Consider the following 16,091-nt stretch of genomic DNA (forward strand, 5'->3'; position numbering starts at 1 on the left):
CCCGGCGCTGCGCGCCGACCCTTCCCATCAAGGGGAGGTAAAGGGAGCTAGTGCAGCGCCTTCACCAGCGCACCTACCATCGTCTGCGGGCGATAGCCGACTTTGGCTGGCGTCAGCCCCAGCCGCACGATCACCAGTTGCTCCGAGGGAATGATGGCGACCGTCTGTCCGTCATGCCCCTCCATCCAGTAGGTGTCCTTGGGCAGGCCGGCCGCGACGCCGGCACCAGGGTTCTCCTCATCACCCGGCGCCTCGATCCACAGCTGGCCCTTGCCGTAGACTTTCGAGGCGGGCGCCGGTTCGCGCATCCAATCTACGAAGCCGGCCGGCAGCACCTGGTTGCCGTTCCACACCCCGCCTTGCAGCAGGAACTGGCCGAAGCGAGCCCAGTCATGCGCCGTGGCATAGAGATAGGACGAGCCGACGAAGGTGCCCTGCTCGTCGGTTTCGAGCACCGCGCTGTGCATGCCGAGCGGCTCGAACAGAGCCGTGCGCGGCCATGTCAGCGCCTTGGCCTTGTCGCCGATCGCGTCCTGCCAGAGCCGCGACAGCATCACCGCCGTGCCGCTCGAATAGGAGAACACCTTGCCGACCTCGCCCGCCAGCGGCTTTGATTCGGCAAAGCCCGCCATGTCGGGTTCGAGATAGAGCATGCGCGTGACATCGGCGACGTCGCCATAATCCTCGTTGAACTCCAGCCCGCTCGACATCGCCATCATGTCGGCAAGGCTGATGGCGGCGCGGCCGTCGGCCTTCCACGGCGCGAACAGGCCCTTGTTGTCGATGGCCATCTTGCCGTCCTTGACCAGCGTGCCGACGATGGCGGCGTTCACCGTCTTGGTCATCGACCAGCCGAGCAGCGGCGTCTTGGCGGAAAAGCCGTCGCCATAGCGTTCGGCAATGACGCGGCCGTTCTTGACCACGACCACCGCGCGCATGCCTGTGCCGGTCAGCGCCGCGTCGTCGAGCAGCTTGGCAATCACCGGATCCTGCGATGCCTCGACCCGCTCGCCCTCGGGCCACAGCGTATTCTGGCTGGTTGCCGAAGGCTCGACATGGACGGCTGTGCGCCGTGCCTTGCCGACATCGCCGTCGGGAATCGAGGCGCAGCCCAGCCCATCGCGGGAAACCGCCTCGCTCTTGCCGAGGAAGCCCAGCAGGCCCGCCGAAACCGTTCCCCGGTTCTTGTCGACCGAGACCCGCATCAGCCGCAGCAGCGGGTGGCCTGGCGCCTGCACATCGACGGCAAGCACCTCATTGGCGTCGCGCCCGGCGATGAAGACGTTGGAGCAGACGATCTTGGCCGAATAGCCGGAACCGACGCGGATCAGTTCGGGCGGCGCGATGTAGAGCCAGACAAACAGCGCGGCGACCGCCAGCACGATCAGGCCAAGCAGCCATTTGACGATTTTGACGACAATCCGCATCTGTTGCCTCCCGGGCCTTCGCCCGCCCCTTATGTCATCGAATTGCCGCCATTGCTTCCGCAAAATCAGGGCTCTTGTCGAGCGCCGTCAACGGATTATCAACCATGATCGGCGATCACATGGATGCATGTCGCCCAAACCGCGCAGCGGTTTTGGGACAACGACATGCACGAAAAGGGATATGCTGGGCGATGCTGTGGGGCGATCGCCTGGAGGGGGCTCGACCAATCGTCGGCCATCGGTTCACAGACCCATCAGCGACCGGCTGATTCCGGCTTGGAAGTTGTGATGCGCCGTCTTGCGGCCCTTTTCATGCTGACGCTGCTTGGCGCCTGCTCGACCGTGGACGATCTGTCGCCGCTGTCGCCATCCGCTTCCAGCAGCCCGACGGTCGCCGTGCGCGCGCCGCGCTTCGAGGATTCCAAGCCGCATGAATGGGACAGCGGCGCGCCGTGGAACTATGCCGTTCACGGCACCGACGTCTCCAAGTACCAGACCTCGGTCGACTGGCCGACGGCCAAGGCGAGCGGCATTTCCTTCGCCTTCGTCAAGGCGACCGAAGGCGGCGACCGCTTCGACGAGTATTTCAACGAGCATTGGGCGCGCACGAAAGCCGCCGGCGTTCCGCGCGCGGCCTATCATTTCTTCTATTTCTGCACCCCGGCCGCCCAGCAGGCACGCTGGTTCATCCAGAACGTTCCTGTCGACCGCTCCGCCATGCCGCCGGTGCTCGACATGGAATGGAACCCGAAATCACCTACCTGCAGGCTGCGTCCCGACGCCGCCACGGTGCGGGCGGAGATGACCACCTTCCTCCAGATCGTCGAGCGGCATTACGGCAAGAAGCCGATCATCTACACCTCGGTCGACTTCTTCGACGACAACGAACTGTCGACTTTCCGCGGCTATCCCTACTGGTTGCGCTCGGTCGCCGGGCACCCGCGCGAAAAATACGGCAGCCACCCCTTCACCTTCTGGCAATACACCGGAACCGGCATCGTCCCCGGCATGACCGGCAAATCGGACATCAACGTCTTCAATGGCAGCGAAGCCGCATGGAATAAGTGGCTGCGGCAGAACACCCGTTGACACCGGGCCTGCCGCCTGCTTTTCGACACAGCCAGTGGTAAAGAGTGCAACCGCCGGTAATCCAGGGGCATTGGGTTTCCAGCCAGGCACGACAATACCCTCTTCGTTTCGAAAGGAAGCTGATGCGACTGCGTTCCCAAGCCCTCGCGGCGCTATTCCTGTGCGCCACGGCCTTGCCGGCGATGGCGCAGGAATGCGGCGGCGACTTCGAAACCTGGAAACAGGGCGTGGCGGCGGAAGCCAAGGCGGCCGGTGTCGGCGCTGTCGGTCTCGACGCGCTGGAAGACGCCACCTTTGACGAGCGTGCGCTGGCGCGCGACCGCGCCCAGGGCGTCTTCACCCAGACCTTCATCGAATTCTCAAACCGCATGATTTCGGCTTACCGGCTGAAGCAAGGCGCGGCGAACATGAAGAAATACGCCGACGTCTTCGCCCGCGCAGACCGGCAGTTCGGCGTGCAGGCGCCGGTCATCACCGCCTTCTGGGCGCTGGAGACGGATTTCGGCGCCGTGCAGGGCGATTTCCACACGCTGAGCGCGCTGGTGACGCTTTCGCATGATTGCCGGCGCCCCCAGCTTTTCCGCCAGCAGTTGGTGCCGCTTCTGGAGCTGATTGATCGCGGCGTGCTGCCGGCCGACGTCAAGGGTGCCTGGGCCGGCGAGATCGGACAGACGCAGATCCTGCCTTCGGACTATCTGGCCAGGGGCGTCGACGGCGACGGCGACGGCAAGATCGATCTGCGCAACAGCGTGCCCGACGTCATCATGACCACCGCCAACAAGGTGCTGTCGCGCGGCTGGAAGCGCGACGAACCCTGGATCCAGGAAGTGCATGTGCCCGACGAGATGCCCTGGGACCAGACCGGGCGCACCAACAAATTGCCGCTGACACAATGGGCGCAGTGGGGCGTCACCAATCCCGACGGCTCGCCGCTTGTCGACAAGGGCCTCAAGGCCGGCCTGGCGCTGCCCATGGGCCGCAAGGGCCCGGCGTTCCTCACCTATGACAATTTCGACGTCTATCTCGAATGGAACCAGTCCTTCACCTACGCGCTGACCGCGGCCAACCTCGCCGCGCGGCTCGCCGGCGCGTCGCCGCTTGATCCGCGCAACCCGGACCAAGGCCTCAACAACGAGCAGATGAAGGCGCTGCAGACCAAGCTCGAGGCCCGAGGCTACGACGTCGGCACGGTCGACGGCATTCTGGGCACCAACACCCGCGAAGCGATCCGCAAGGAACAGATGCGGCTTGGCCTGCCGGTGGATGGCTGGCCGACACCGGAGCTTTTGGCGAAGCTGTGAAGGGGTGAGTAGTCAGTAGGGAATAGTCAGCAGGGAATTTTTCACTACTCACTACTCACTACTCTCCTCGCCCGCACGAAATCGATGAATGCCCGCAGGGCCGGCGGCACGTGCCGCGAACTTGGGTGGTATAGATAGAAGCCGGGAAAGCTGGGCGACCAGCCTTCCAGAAAACGGACCAGCCTGCCCTGCTCGATCCAGGGCCGGACCTGGTATTCCAACATGTACGCAATGCCCGCGCCATCCAGCACGGCATTGAGCATCAGTTCGGTATCGTTGACGGTCAGGCTGCCTTCGATGGCGATTTCGAGGGCTCGTTTGCCGCGCGCGAACTCCCATCGATAGAGGTTGCCGCCGCCCGGCCACTCGAATTTGATGCATTGGTGCTGGTGCAGTTCCTGCGGATGACGAGGTAAGGCCCGGTTCTCGAGGTAGGCAGGAGCGGCCACCGCGGCCATCTGCAAATCCTCGCTCAGTTTCACCGCCACCATGTCCTTCTCCAGCCGCTCGCCGAGCCGGATTCCTGCATCGAACCGGCCTTCGACGATGTTGGCCAGCGTGTCATCGACGATAACGGTCAGCGTTATATCGGGATAGCTGCGCTGAAAGTCCCCAAGGATCGGCGCGATGAACCGCATGGCGGCGACACGCGGCACATTGATGCGTAGCGAACCCGCCGGCCGGTCGCGCGCCGCATGAACATCGGCAATGGCGCTTTCCAGTTCACCAAAGGCGACGGCAAGGCGCGAAAAAAGCGCATCACCAGCCGCGGTCGCGGAGACACTGCGCGTCGTGCGGTTGAGGAGCCTGACGCCGACGCGCGCCTCCAACTGCCGGATAGACTGGCTGAGCGCCGGCGGCGATATACGCAGCCTGGCTGCGGCACGAACGAAACTGCCTTCTTCGACAATGGCGGAAAATGCCTTGAGCTCAGTGAATTCGGATCCGCGCATTATGTATCCATGGATTAACAAGCCAATCAGATAATAGGTCATTATCCGATCAATTGCATGCCGCTATTTCTCAGCCATCGGCCACATCGCGGGCAAAACCGCGGGCCAGAATGGTTGAAGGAAATTGGTCATGTCCCAGTCTCTGCACGGCAAAACCGCAATCGTCACCGGCAGTTCGCGCGGCATCGGCCGGGCCATCGCCGAAGGGCTCGCCGCCCAGGGCGCTGCAGTCGTCATCAACTATGTCGGCAACCAGAAAGCCGCTGATGAGGTCGTCGCCGGCATCACCGGCAAGGGAGGAAAGGCAATCGCCATCCAGGCCGACATATCAAGCGTTTCGGATGTCCGCCGCCTGTTTGACGAGACCGAGACTACGCTCGGCGCAATCGACATCGTCGTCGCCAATGTCGGCGTCGCCGTCATCAAACCGCTGACCGAAGCAACCGAAGCCGATTTCGACCAGGTCTTCGGCACCAATGCCAAGGGCACCTTCTTCACGCTGCAGGAAGCAGCGCGCCGGGTGCGCGACGGTGGCCGCATCATCGCCGTCTCCACCGGCGGCACGAAGATGTTCTTCACGCAGACGGCGCTCTACCTCGGCAGCAAGGGCGCCGTCGAACAGTTCATCCGCGTACTCTCGCGTGAACTCGGATCGCGCGGCATCACCGTCAATGCGCTGTCGCCGGGCTTCACCGACACGGATCTGCTGCCCGAGCGTGACCGCGCCGTAGCGGCCGGCATGTCGCCCTTCGGCAGGATCGGCGCGCCGCACGATGTCGCCGACGTCGCGGTCTTCCTGGCCAGTGACGAGGCCCGCTGGCTGACCGGCGAGAACATTCAGGCGGGGGGCGGAGTGGCGTAAGGGTAGGAATTAGGCAGTAGGCAGTAGGGATTAGGCAAATGCCAAAGGTGATATTCAAAGCGACGGAATAATCAACGATCCCTACTGCCTACTGCCTACTGCCTAATCCGCCATCGTCTCCAAACTTGCAAAGCCTTGCGGCGCGTCACCCTCGTCGAAAGGCGTCGTCACCTCGACGAATGTGTCTGGATAGAAGCCGTTGAAGCGTGTGCGCAGCGACAGCGAATAGGCGCCGATATGGCCGATTTCGATCCAGTCGCCGGTGTCGACGGTTTCCGGCAGCCAGAACGGCCTGGACAGGATGTCGACGGAATCGCAGGTCGCGCCGCAGACCTTGAACGGCACAATGTTCTTTTCAGCGCCATTGCGGGTCCTGATCGCCGGATCGGGAATGAAGCGCGCCGGCAGCGTGATCTTGCCGGTCCATGAATCCGATAGCGACGCCCAGATGCCGTCATTGATGTAGAGCCGCTTGCCCTTGCGCAACAGCACGCGCACGATCAGCGACAGACAGCGCGCCACGATCACCCTGCCCGGCTCGGCCACCAGCGGCACCTGGTCGAACTGGTACTCCTTCAGGTCCCCGGAAAGCCGGGACATGATCTGGCCGAGCGACGGCATCTCGATCTGCTTGCGGTTGGGATCATGGCCGTATTCGGCCGGAAAGCCGCCGCCGACATCGAGCCCGGCGATGTCGAAGGTCAGCCGGTTGCGCACCCAGTCGGCCGAGGCGAGCGCCCGCTCATAGGTGTCGGGATCCTCGATCTGGCTGCCGACGTGAAAACACAGGCCGACCTTGTAGCCGGTGCGGTTCAGCCGCTCGGCGAGCTCTACCGCATAGGCCGGCCCGGCGCCGAACTTCTTCGACAGTTCGTAAGCCGCCGACCCTTTCGTCTGGATGCGCACGAACACGCTGATCGAGCCGGGGTCGATGTCGAGTGCCCGCACCACCCGCGTCAGCTTGGTGATTTCGTCCTCATGGTCGAGCGAAATGACGCGGATGCCGTATTTCTCCAGCGCCAGCTTGATATCCGACTGTGCCTTGACCGGGTGCATGTAGAGCATCTCGGCATCGGGGGAGACCGCGCGCACGGCAGCGAATTCGCCGGGCGAAGCGACGTCAAAGGCGGCGACGCCGGCCTCGACCAAGGTCTTCAGCACGATCTGCTCGCCATTGGTCTTGACCGCATAGGCGGTCTTGCCGGGGAACATGCCCATGAACTGCCTGGCATCGGCCTCCAGCACCTGCGGGCGGAAGCAATAGACCGGATCGTCAGGACGAAGCGCCAGTGCCGCTTCGCGGGCATTTTCGAATCGCTGCATTGACGAATCCTCGATCTCGGCTGCGCACAATTAATCCAAGCTAGCGGCCAATGAAAACAATTCTGTGTCTCGTACGTTTGACGCTGCGGTGGCAGCATCGTTTGCCAGCGATCAGCTTTCGGGTGGCGTTTGTCGCCGCACCCGATAGCCTGTGCCTGGCCGGGTGACATTCGAGCCGGCATGTCGGGGGAGGACGATCCACATGGCAATTGCCGCCACATCAGCGCCGCGCGGACCGATGACACTCACCGACTGGGGGCAGTTGCTGCTGCTTGGCGCCATCTGGGGCGGTTCGTTCTTCTTCGCCCGCATCGCGGTGGCGGAGCTTCACCCGCTGGTGCTGGTGCTGTTTCGCGTCGCCATCGCGGCGATCGCGCTGCAGATTTATCTCGGCCTGCGTGGTCCGTCCTTCCGCCTTGCCTTTCCCCATGCCGGCCTGTTCTTCCTGCTGGCCTTCACCAACAATGTCGTCCCCTTCTCGCTGATCTTCGCCGGCCAGACCGAGCTTGGCGCCGGTGTCGCCTCGGTGCTCAACGCGACGACGCCATTCTGGACGCTGATCCTTGCCAACGCGCTGACATCGGACGAAAAGCTCTCCTGGAACAAGCTCGCCGGCATCGCGCTCGGCGTCGCCGGCACCGCCGTCATGATCGGTCCCGGCCTGTTCGCCGGGCTTGGCGGCCCGGTCTGGGCGAAATTCGCGCTGATCGGCGCGTCTTTGTCCTATGGCGTCGCGCTGATGGTCGCCCGCCGCTTCAAGGGCGTACCCTCGCCGGTCATCGCCACTGGGCAACTGACCGCCTCGACCATCATCATGATACCGGTCGTGCTGCTCACGCACGGGCCCGCCGGCCTGTTCTCGGCCTCGCCGCCAGTCTGGGCGGCGGTGCTGGCGCTGGCGCTTTTGTCCACCGCCTTCGCCTACATCCTCTATTTCAACCTCGTCGCCTCGGCCGGCGCCACCAACGCCTCGCTGGTCACGCTCATCGTGCCGGCCAGCGCCATGCTGCTCGGTTTTCTTTTCCTGGGCGAGCGGCTGGAACTGTTCGAGATCGGCGGCGTGGTGCTGATCGGTCTTGGTCTTCTCACAATCGATGGACGTGTCCTTGGAAGACGTTAGGCACGAAAGTCGAAGTCGATTTTCGCCGCGGTAGCGCTGCCATGACACAGCATCGACACGTCCCCGCCACAATTTATTCACAGGTCGAAAGCGGGTTTTTGCCGAGAAGTTTCAACGGCTAACGGCAAAACCAGGGTCGCAAATTTCACAATCACGTCGCAATGCAGCACATTTTCTGCTTGCCTGTGGCACAAATGAACCTAGACTCGTAGCCATAGCTCTTTAAGAGGAGGCTATGACATGGGACTGACGAGGCCAATCAACGCATTGATGATTTGTGCTGCGTTTGCTTTCATCGGCGCCCTCATTATGGGCGTCCTTCCCTGAACCCGCCAAGACGGGGAAGACCAGCACCAGATAGTCTAAGCAATTCGAAAGGCCGGGTTTTTACCCGGCCTTTCGCTGTTCAGGCCAAAGCGGGTCGCGTTTGAACGGATTCATGCGACGCGCTCTAGGTCTTTGTTTCTATGCATGCCGCTCTCCCAAACCGGGGCCACTTTTGGGCGACATGCATTAAACCTCACGCCGCAGCCGAACCTGCCGCCTCCGCCTCGTGCGAGCGGATGCCGATCATATGGCAGATGGCAAAGACGAGGTCGGCGCGGTTCATCGTGTAGAAGTGGAAGTCGCCAACCCCGCGCTCGACAAGGTCGAGAACCTGTTCGGCGGCGACGGCGGACGCCACCAGCGCATGGGTCTGCGGATCGTTCTGCAGGCCGTCGAAGCGCTCGGCCAGCCATGCCGGCACCAGCGCACCGCAGCGTGCCGAGAAATTGGCGACCTGGGTGAAATTATGCACCGGCAGGATGCCGGGAACGATCGGGATGTAGATGCCGGCCCGGCGCGCGCGCTCGACATAGCGCTCGTAGAGATCATTGTCGAAGAAGAACTGGGTGATCGCCCGCGTCGCGCCATTGTCGACCTTGCGCTTCAGCATGTCGATATCGGTGGCGAAGTCGGGGCTTTCCGGATGCTTTTCCGGATAGGCCGAAACCGAAATGTCGAAATCGCCCGCGTCCCTCATCGCGCCGACCAGCTCGGCACCGTTGGCGTAGCCGTCCGGATGCGGGCGATAGGCGGTTCCCACGCCCTCGGCCGGATCGCCGCGCAGGGCGACGAAGCGCTTGACGCCCATATCAGCGAATTCCTGGATCACCGCGTCGACCTGATGGCGGGCGGCATCGACGCAGGTCATGTGCGCGGCCGGCGTCAGGCTGGTCTCGTTCAGGATACGGCCGACGGTGCGCGCCGTGCGCTCACGCGTCGAGCCGCCGGCGCCATAGGTCACCGAGACGAATTTCGGCTTCAGTGGCTCCAGCCGTGTGACCGTGTCCCACAGCCGCGCCTCCATCTCGTCATTCTTGGGCGGGAAGAATTCGAAGGAAACCTTGACCTTGTCGCCAATGTCGGGGCGGCGGGAAAAGCGGAACTGGTTCATCAGGCGATTTCCCCTATCGAATTCACTTTGGTCTGCTGGCTGTCATTGGCAGGGTCGGCGATCAGCAGGCGGCGGTCGCGGCCAAGCCAGAGTTTGACGGTGAGCCTGGGCTCGCTGCCGCCGCGCGGCTCGAATTCCTGGGCATCCTCGAGATCGAGCCCGGCCTCGGCAAACCACTCGCCGATCTGCCGGTCGGAGAAGCCGAGCCGCATATGTGCGTGCTCTTCGCGCAGGAATTCCAGCGTGTGCGGCGCGAAATCGACGATGACCAGCCGGCCCGACGGCCGCAAAAGCCGCGCCGCCTCGTGGATGGCGCGGGCCGGATCATCGAGATAGTGCAACACCTGGTGGATGGTGACGAGATCAAAGGCATCGCGCTCGACCGGCGGCGAGAAGATGTCGCCCTGCCGCACCTGCGCGTTGGAAACGCCGGCCTTGTCGAGATTGGCGCGCGCCACGGTCAGCATCTCGCGCGACATGTCGATGCCGACGCCGCGCCGGTAGAGCGGCGAGAAGATTTCGAGCAGCCGGCCGGTGCCGGTGCCGAGATCCAGCATCGACTGGAACGGCCGCTTGCCGACCAGCTTCAGCATCGCCGCCTCGACCGCGCGGTCCGGCACATGCAGCGAGCGGATATGGTCCCAGCTTGCGGCGTTCACGGAGAAATACTCCGCCGCCCGGTCCTGCCGCTTGCGCTTGACCGAGGCCAGCCGCTCGAGGTCGCGCTCGACCTGCGGATCGGCGCCGCGAATGCTGGAAACCAGCCCCATGACGAAGTCACGCGCGGAATCGGCATCCGACAAGCGGAAGAACGCCCATGACCCTTCCTGGTAGCGGTCGATCAGCCCAGCCTCGAGAAGCAGCTTCAAATGCCGCGAAACGCGCGGCTGCGACTGGCCGAGAATTTCGGTAAGATCGGAAACGGTGAGGTCGCCACGCGACAACAGTGCCAATATGCGCAGGCGGCTGGATTCGGCCGCCGCCTTCAGCGTATCCACCATCGTGTCGAGCGAAACATGCATCAGCGTATTCTCTTTTCAGCGCATTCACTTTGAAAAAGATATAAACATATGTTTATGTCGATTTTCAAAACCTTGCAAGCGCTATGTCGCTTCCGGACAAGAAAATGCCGCATGCGTGATTTTCCAGTGCGCGCCGCCCAAAAAAGTGTAGCGGTCTTCTGACAATGACAGCCACCAGCACAGAGATGGGCAGAATGACCGGGTCGCGCGAAATGTTCGAGCCACGCGAAGGCGAGCAGAGGCTGGAACAGGATCCGGCAACGATGCCGGCGGATGCCGGAATCGTCTTCATCGGCCGCATCGCCTCGCGCTGGACGACAAGGGAGAGCTGCCCGAAAAACATGCGCACGGCGCGCGAGACCGGGCAGCCGGCGGTGCTGACCATCGACGCGCCCTATCGCCGCGGCTTGCAGGGCCTGGAGCGCGCCAGCCATGTCATCGTCCTGTCCTGGCTGCATTACGCGCCGCGGAATCTGATTGTGCAAAAACCTCGCCATGCGGCTGAAGCGAAAGGCGTATTCGGCCTGCGCTCCCCTGCCCGGCCGAACCCGGTCGGCCTGCATGTGGCAAGGCTCATCGGACTGGACATCGCCACTGGGCGCATCGATCTCGACGCCATCGACGTGCTCGACGGCACGCCGGTCATCGACGTCAAGCCCTATTTCGCCTCGACCGACGCCATGCCAGAGGCGATCCTCGAAGGACGCGATGAACGATGACAGCACCGACCGGCCGCCGCCGCGCCATCGCCAAGGCGCTGACCGCCCTTCTGCCGCTGGCGCCCTATGCCGACATGGAAAAGATCCGTGCGGATGCCGGCGCGGTGCATATGAAGACCTTGCCGCCGGGCATTGCCGTGTGGCTGGCAACCATTGCCCACATCCGCCACATGCATACCGACTACGAAAAGCTGCTGGCCGAGGGCTACGACCGCGACTCCGCCCGCTTCTTCGTCATCGAGCAGACCAACATCATGCTCACCCGCTGGCGCGCGACACGCCTGCTCGACGCCGATGACGAAGAGGAATGAGGCCGCTATTGCTTGGTCAGCACGGCGATCGCATTGTAGGGCTGGCCGTCGGCCTGGCCACCCAAGCCTGGTCATATCCCCTCCCGCTCCGAGCCATCCGATCATAAGGCAGTTCCAATCCGGTGTATCGACCGGATCGTGGAGGACGAACGGTGCCGGGCAGTTGGCTCTATGCCTCCTGTCCCGGGCCGGTAGGCTGATGACCCGCCCTGCGCGCGAGGAGGCCCCGATGGCCCAGACGACAGCAACACAGGCTTCAAAGCCGCGGCCCACAGTCGGCGACCGCCATGTCGACCCGCATGCCTATCCCGACGGAATCGCCTTCCTCGACGGCCAGTATCTGCCGATGTCGCAGGCCAAGGTGTCGGTGCTGGACTGGGGCTTCCTGCATTCCGACGCCACCTATGACACCGTGCATGTCTGGAACGGCCGCTTCTTCCGCCTCGATCAGCATCTCGACCGCTTCTTCGGTGGGCTCGAAAAGCTGCGCATGGCCATCCCCTTCGACAGGGATGGCGTGGCCGAGATCGTGCACAATTGCGTCGCCCTTTCGGGCCATCGCGCCGCCTATGTCGAAATGCTGTGCACGCGCGGCGCCTCGCCGACCTTCAGCCGCGATCCCCGCCAGGCGATCAACCGCTTCATGGCCTTCGCCGTGCCCTTCGGCTCGGTCGCCAGTGCCGAGCAGTTGCAGCGCGGCCTGCGCGTCGCCATCAGCGACAAGGTACGCATCCCGCCGGCCTCGGTCGATCCGTCGATCAAGAACTACCATTGGCTCGATCTGGTGCGCGGCCTCTACGACGCCTATGACCGAGGCGCGGAGACCGCGCTCATCCTCGACTTCAACGGCAATGTCGCCGAGGGTCCTGGCTTCAACGTCTTCTGCGTCAAGGATGGCAGACTGTCCACGCCGGCCATCGGCGTGCTGCCCGGTATCACCCGCCGCACCGTCTTCGATCTCTGCGCCGAAGAAAGTCTTGTCGCCACCGCCGCGGATGTGAGCGTCGCGGCGCTCAAGGCGGCCGACGAGGTCTTCATCACCTCGACCGCGGGCGGCATCATGCCAGTGACTGAGATCGATGGCGCGGCGGTCGCCACCGGCAAGGTCGGGCCGGTTACCACCAGGCTGATGACACTCTATTGGCAAAAGCACGACGAACCGGCCTGGTCGTCTCAGGTGAGGTATTCCTGATCAAAGGGCGTCCGGTGAAAAAGATTCCCCCCTCGCCTCTGGAAAATCACGGCATAGACCGTATATGCCCGAAAGCGGAGAAGCCTCCGCTTTCATCCAAAATTGCGCCCGCAGGGGCAAGGATTCCACATCATGACAAACAAGGTTTGGTTCATCACCGGATCGTCGAAGGGTTTTGGCCGCGTCTGGGCCGAGGCCGCACTGGCGCGCGGCGACCGCGTTGCCGCGACCGCCCGTGACGCCGGCACGCTCGCCGATCTGGTCGAAAAATATGGCGACAACATCGCCGCGATAAAGCTCGACGTCACCGACAAGAAAGCCGTCGATGCCGCTGTCGCCGAGGCGCACAAGCGTTTCGGCCGGCTCGACATCGTCATCAACAATGCCGGCTACGGCCATTTCGGCGCCATCGAGGAGGTCAGCGAGCAGGAAGCCCGCGACCAGATCGAAACCAATGTGTTCGGCGCTCTATGGGTCACGCAGGCGGTACTGCCGATCATGCGGGCGCAGCGGTCTGGCCACATCATCCAGATCTCGTCGATCGGCGGCGTCAACGCCTTTGCCTCGCTCGGCCTCTACCACGCCTCGAAATGGGCGCTGGAAGCCTTCAGCCAGTCGCTCAGCATCGAGGTTGGGGAATTCGGTATCCATGTCACGCTGGTCGAGCCGGGCGGCTTCTCCACCGACTGGTCCGGCGCCTCGGCCAAGGTCTCCAAGCCGATCGAGGCCTACGCACCTGCCCGCGCCAAGATGGCCGAGCGCCGCGCCAACTCGGTCGCCGGCGATCCCGAGGCGACCGGCCCGGCGATGCTGGCCATTGTCGACGCCGCCGAGCCGCCGCTGCGCGTGTTCTTCGGTGACGGCGGCCTGCCGATGATCCGCCAGGAATACGCCAACCGCCTCGCCACCTGGGACAAGTGGGACCACGTGTCCGTCATGGCGCAAGGCGCCAACAAGAACCGCAAGGGCTGAGGCTGGCACTTGCTACGCCGCTCATCGGCGGCGTAGCCCTTCGGCCACGATGAGAACGCGCGGCTATGCCTGATAAATCCACTGCTCCGGCACCCGCGCCGAAATCTCTTCGCCGGCCCTGATCGTTCCGGGCTTCTCGACCCAGGCGACCACGCCACGCAGCCGTTTGGCCATTTTGGGAAAGAGCAGCGCGCCGGCTTCGATGTCGGCCATTTCGGCATTTTCGGCGATCGATCGCCCGGCGATGCGACATGGTCCGTTCTGGCCGTCGACTTTGAGGGTGACGCCGTCCTTGAAGAACAGCAGCGTGCCGGCCGGGAGCATCGACAGATGCGGCACGCCCTCGATCACCAGATTGGCGCCGATCCATTCCGGCTTGATTTCGGGAAGGCCCATCCGCCCGGCGACGATGGCCAGTTCGTCCGCAGCCACGATCGACAGTTGCCGCTCGTTGCGCATTTCGGTGCCGCGCGGATACCAGGGCTCGCGCCCGCCCGAGCGCCGCGTCGATCCGGCGTGGAAATCGCCCAAAATGCCGTCGAAGCCAAGCCGCAATTCCTCCACCGATCTTGTCTGGAAATGCTCCGCCGGCGCGACATAGAGCGCTGCCGCACGGGCGGAAAGCTTCTTTGCCGGGATGATTTCGACCGGCTTCTCGGCTTCGGGGAAGAGATCCAGCATGGCGTTCCGTCCTTGAATCACGCTCCCCGTTCTTGCCCTTCGGGCGGCAAGGCCGCAAGAGCGGTTTGGGCCATAATGCGCAACTCATCGGCCGATGCGCCGTCGCGAGCCTGGATCGACATGCCGTTCATGACGCCGGCGATATATTTGGCGAAGCTCTCGACGGAGAAGCCTTGCGGCAGATCGCCCGCCACCTGGCCCCTGGCCAGACGCTCCGCGATCGCCGCCTCGCTCGCCTTGCGATAGGCCTGGAGTTCATTCGCGATGGCTTGCGCCTGCGGCGAGGCTGCCAGCGCACCGCTGACGAAAAGGCATCCGCCCGGCTTGCCGGGCCTGCAATAGGCCTCGGCCGCGCCGAGCAGCAACCGCCGGATCGCCTCGCGCGTCGGCACCGGCGCGCTCAGCGCGTCCAGCGCAAAGCCGATCTCCGTCTCGTGGTAGCGCGTCAGCGCCTTGCGGAACAAAGTCTCCTTGTCGGTGAAGGCGTTGTAGATCTGCGGCGGCGTCAGCCCCATCGCCTCGCGCAGCATGGCCAGCGACGTCGCCTCATAGCCGTGCTCCCAGAACAGATGCATCGCCGCATCCAGCGCCCGGTCGGGGTCGAACGCGCGAGGACGACCACCCCTGGCCTTTTCCAAATTATCCATAGTGATCGATACGAAACCTGTTGACTTGCTCGCCGCACATAACGTAACAATTGATACGAAACATGGCAAGCCGGAAGATGATCTTCCTGCAAGGCCGTGCAGCCCGAGGACGAGGAGAGACCAAATGCCCATCACCGTGACCGCGCCGGAAGGTGTCCTGACAGAGGCCGGAGAACGCGAGATGCTGCCGCGCCTCAGCGCCGCCCTCATCGAAGCTTCCGGCGCGACCGGCAATTCCTTCTTCAGCGCCATCGTCGGCGGCACGGTCCACGTCCTGCCGTCCCGCCACATCTATGCCGGCGGCGCCAACAGGCCTGTCGTGATGGTGGAGCTGAAATTGCCCAATATCGGCCTTGGCTCGATCGAGGCCCGCCGGGCCTTCATCACCACGGCCGCAGGCATCGTCGCCGAACTCTGCGTGCCCGGGCACAAGCCCGAAAACACCTGGATCAACATCGTCAACGCACCCGATGGCGGCTGGGGCATCGGCGACAGGCAATATACCGGCGACGCTCTCATTGCCGCCGCCACCGCCGCCGCGCACTGATCTGACAGGGAAAGACAGGATGCGGCTCTCCCCTTCGCTGTTCTTCACCACCAACTGCGAGCCGGCGCTGGCCTTCTATGAGCAGTGCGGCCTCGGCCGCGGAACCATCCTGCTGCGCTGGGGCGACAACGGCATGCCGGTGCGAACCGAAACCATGCGCGGAAAAATCCTGCATGCGCGCTTCGAAGGTCCAGGCGTGCTGTTCCATGCCTCCGACAATGACGATGCCGAGCCGATGAAAGGCTCCGCCATGATGCTGGAATTCGACGAGTTGGTGGCCATGCGTGCGCTTTTTGCCCACATGGCCGCCGGCGGCCGCATCACCGTGCCCCTGTCGCGGCAATATTGGGGAACCAGCTTCGGCATGCTGGTCGACGCCTATGGCGTGCAGTGGATGTTCAACTGCTCGGGTGAATGAAGGCGAGGATCACGATCTTCTTACCGGAAATGGAATTGGTGCCGCATTGCCGCCGCGCCGGATCGCTTT

17 protein-coding genes are annotated in these 16,091 nt (G+C 63.6%); 10 read left to right on the forward strand and 7 right to left on the reverse strand.

The annotated features are described in order from the left end of the window. Positions 1–47: 47 nt before the first annotated feature. Entirely contained in the window at positions 48–1,427 is a 1,380-nt protein-coding gene (locus ACWGS8_RS09040; RefSeq protein ID WP_454580593.1) for a serine hydrolase domain-containing protein, read from the reverse strand. A gap of 288 nt (positions 1,428–1,715) precedes the next feature. Between ACWGS8_RS09040 and ACWGS8_RS09045 the strand changes: the two genes are divergently transcribed. Then, positions 1,716–2,516, forward strand: coding sequence for a glycoside hydrolase family 25 protein (locus tag ACWGS8_RS09045; RefSeq protein ID WP_454580594.1), 801 nt, complete (start codon positions 1,716–1,718; stop codon positions 2,514–2,516). Positions 2,517–2,638: 122 nt separating this feature from the next. Further along, a complete protein-coding gene (locus ACWGS8_RS09050; RefSeq protein WP_454580595.1) occupies positions 2,639–3,817 on the forward strand; it encodes a lytic murein transglycosylase in 1,179 nt (392 codons plus the stop codon). Positions 3,818–3,861: 44 nt separating this feature from the next. On the opposite strand, the gene ACWGS8_RS09055 is transcribed toward ACWGS8_RS09050, so the two are convergent. Continuing rightward, positions 3,862–4,770 (reverse strand): LysR family transcriptional regulator, encoded by a 909-nt coding sequence (locus tag ACWGS8_RS09055; RefSeq protein WP_454580596.1) that lies wholly within the window; start codon positions 4,768–4,770, stop codon positions 3,862–3,864. Positions 4,771–4,900: 130 nt separating this feature from the next. On the opposite strand from ACWGS8_RS09055, the gene ACWGS8_RS09060 reads away from it, so the two are divergent. Further along, positions 4,901–5,632 carry an SDR family oxidoreductase gene (locus tag ACWGS8_RS09060; RefSeq protein WP_454580597.1) on the forward strand — a complete coding sequence of 244 codons (732 nt, stop codon included), beginning with the start codon at positions 4,901–4,903 and terminating at the stop codon, positions 5,630–5,632. A 102-nt stretch (positions 5,633–5,734) separates the two neighbouring features. Here the strand turns inward: ACWGS8_RS09060 and ACWGS8_RS09065 are convergent, their stop codons facing one another. Next, positions 5,735–6,955: an alanine racemase gene (locus ACWGS8_RS09065; protein ID WP_454580598.1), complete on the reverse strand. Its 1,221-nt coding sequence runs from the start codon at positions 6,953–6,955 to the stop codon at positions 5,735–5,737. A gap of 202 nt (positions 6,956–7,157) precedes the next feature. On the opposite strand from ACWGS8_RS09065, the gene ACWGS8_RS09070 reads away from it, so the two are divergent. Continuing rightward, positions 7,158–8,075, forward strand: a complete 918-nt coding sequence (locus ACWGS8_RS09070) for a DMT family transporter (RefSeq protein WP_454580599.1) — start codon at positions 7,158–7,160, stop codon at positions 8,073–8,075. Between the two features lie 520 nt (positions 8,076–8,595). Here ACWGS8_RS09070 and metF read toward each other — a convergent pair. Then, positions 8,596–9,513 (reverse strand): methylenetetrahydrofolate reductase [NAD(P)H], encoded by a 918-nt coding sequence (gene metF / locus ACWGS8_RS09075; protein ID WP_454580600.1) that lies wholly within the window; start codon positions 9,511–9,513, stop codon positions 8,596–8,598. Then, positions 9,513–10,535, reverse strand: a complete 1,023-nt coding sequence (locus ACWGS8_RS09080; RefSeq protein WP_010910281.1) for an ArsR/SmtB family transcription factor — start codon at positions 10,533–10,535, stop codon at positions 9,513–9,515. The genes metF and ACWGS8_RS09080 overlap by 1 nt, the downstream gene beginning before the upstream one ends. A gap of 194 nt (positions 10,536–10,729) precedes the next feature. Here ACWGS8_RS09080 and tsaA point away from each other — a divergent pair, with 194 nt between their 5' ends. The 4 genes from tsaA (at position 10,730) to ACWGS8_RS09100 (ending at position 13,729) form a co-directional block, all read left to right on the forward strand. Next, positions 10,730–11,254 (forward strand): tRNA (N6-threonylcarbamoyladenosine(37)-N6)-methyltransferase TrmO, encoded by a 525-nt coding sequence (tsaA, locus tag ACWGS8_RS09085; RefSeq protein ID WP_454580601.1) that lies wholly within the window; start codon positions 10,730–10,732, stop codon positions 11,252–11,254. After that, a complete protein-coding gene (locus ACWGS8_RS09090) occupies positions 11,251–11,565 on the forward strand; it encodes a DUF2293 domain-containing protein (RefSeq protein WP_010910283.1) in 315 nt (104 codons plus the stop codon). Before tsaA ends, ACWGS8_RS09090 begins: the two co-directional genes overlap by 4 nt. Before the next feature lie 229 nt (positions 11,566–11,794). After that, positions 11,795–12,757 (forward strand): D-amino acid aminotransferase, encoded by a 963-nt coding sequence (locus ACWGS8_RS09095; RefSeq protein WP_454580602.1) that lies wholly within the window; start codon positions 11,795–11,797, stop codon positions 12,755–12,757. Between the two features lie 132 nt (positions 12,758–12,889). Continuing rightward, positions 12,890–13,729, forward strand: coding sequence for an SDR family oxidoreductase (locus ACWGS8_RS09100; protein ID WP_454580603.1), 840 nt, complete (start codon positions 12,890–12,892; stop codon positions 13,727–13,729). Between the two features lie 63 nt (positions 13,730–13,792). Here the strand turns inward: ACWGS8_RS09100 and ACWGS8_RS09105 are convergent, their stop codons facing one another. Both ACWGS8_RS09105 and ACWGS8_RS09110 read right to left on the reverse strand, forming a co-directional pair. After that, the gene (locus ACWGS8_RS09105) at positions 13,793–14,410 is read right to left on the reverse strand and encodes an MOSC domain-containing protein (RefSeq protein WP_454580604.1); all 618 of its coding nucleotides are present in this window, start codon (positions 14,408–14,410) and stop codon (positions 13,793–13,795) included. A 17-nt stretch (positions 14,411–14,427) separates the two neighbouring features. Next, on the reverse strand, positions 14,428–14,985 hold the full coding sequence (locus ACWGS8_RS09110) for a TetR/AcrR family transcriptional regulator (protein WP_454580605.1): 558 nt from the start codon (positions 14,983–14,985) through the stop codon (positions 14,428–14,430). 196 nt (positions 14,986–15,181) lie between these two features. Here ACWGS8_RS09110 and ACWGS8_RS09115 point away from each other — a divergent pair, with 196 nt between their 5' ends. Together ACWGS8_RS09115 and ACWGS8_RS09120 are read left to right on the forward strand one after the other, a co-directional pair. After that, on the forward strand, positions 15,182–15,604 hold the full coding sequence (locus ACWGS8_RS09115; protein ID WP_454580606.1) for a hypothetical protein: 423 nt from the start codon (positions 15,182–15,184) through the stop codon (positions 15,602–15,604). Between the two features lie 19 nt (positions 15,605–15,623). Beyond that, positions 15,624–16,022 carry a VOC family protein gene (locus ACWGS8_RS09120; protein WP_454580607.1) on the forward strand — a complete coding sequence of 133 codons (399 nt, stop codon included), beginning with the start codon at positions 15,624–15,626 and terminating at the stop codon, positions 16,020–16,022. Positions 16,023–16,091 lie beyond the last annotated feature (69 nt).

Source organism: Mesorhizobium sp. 43Arga (assembly GCF_053714255.1).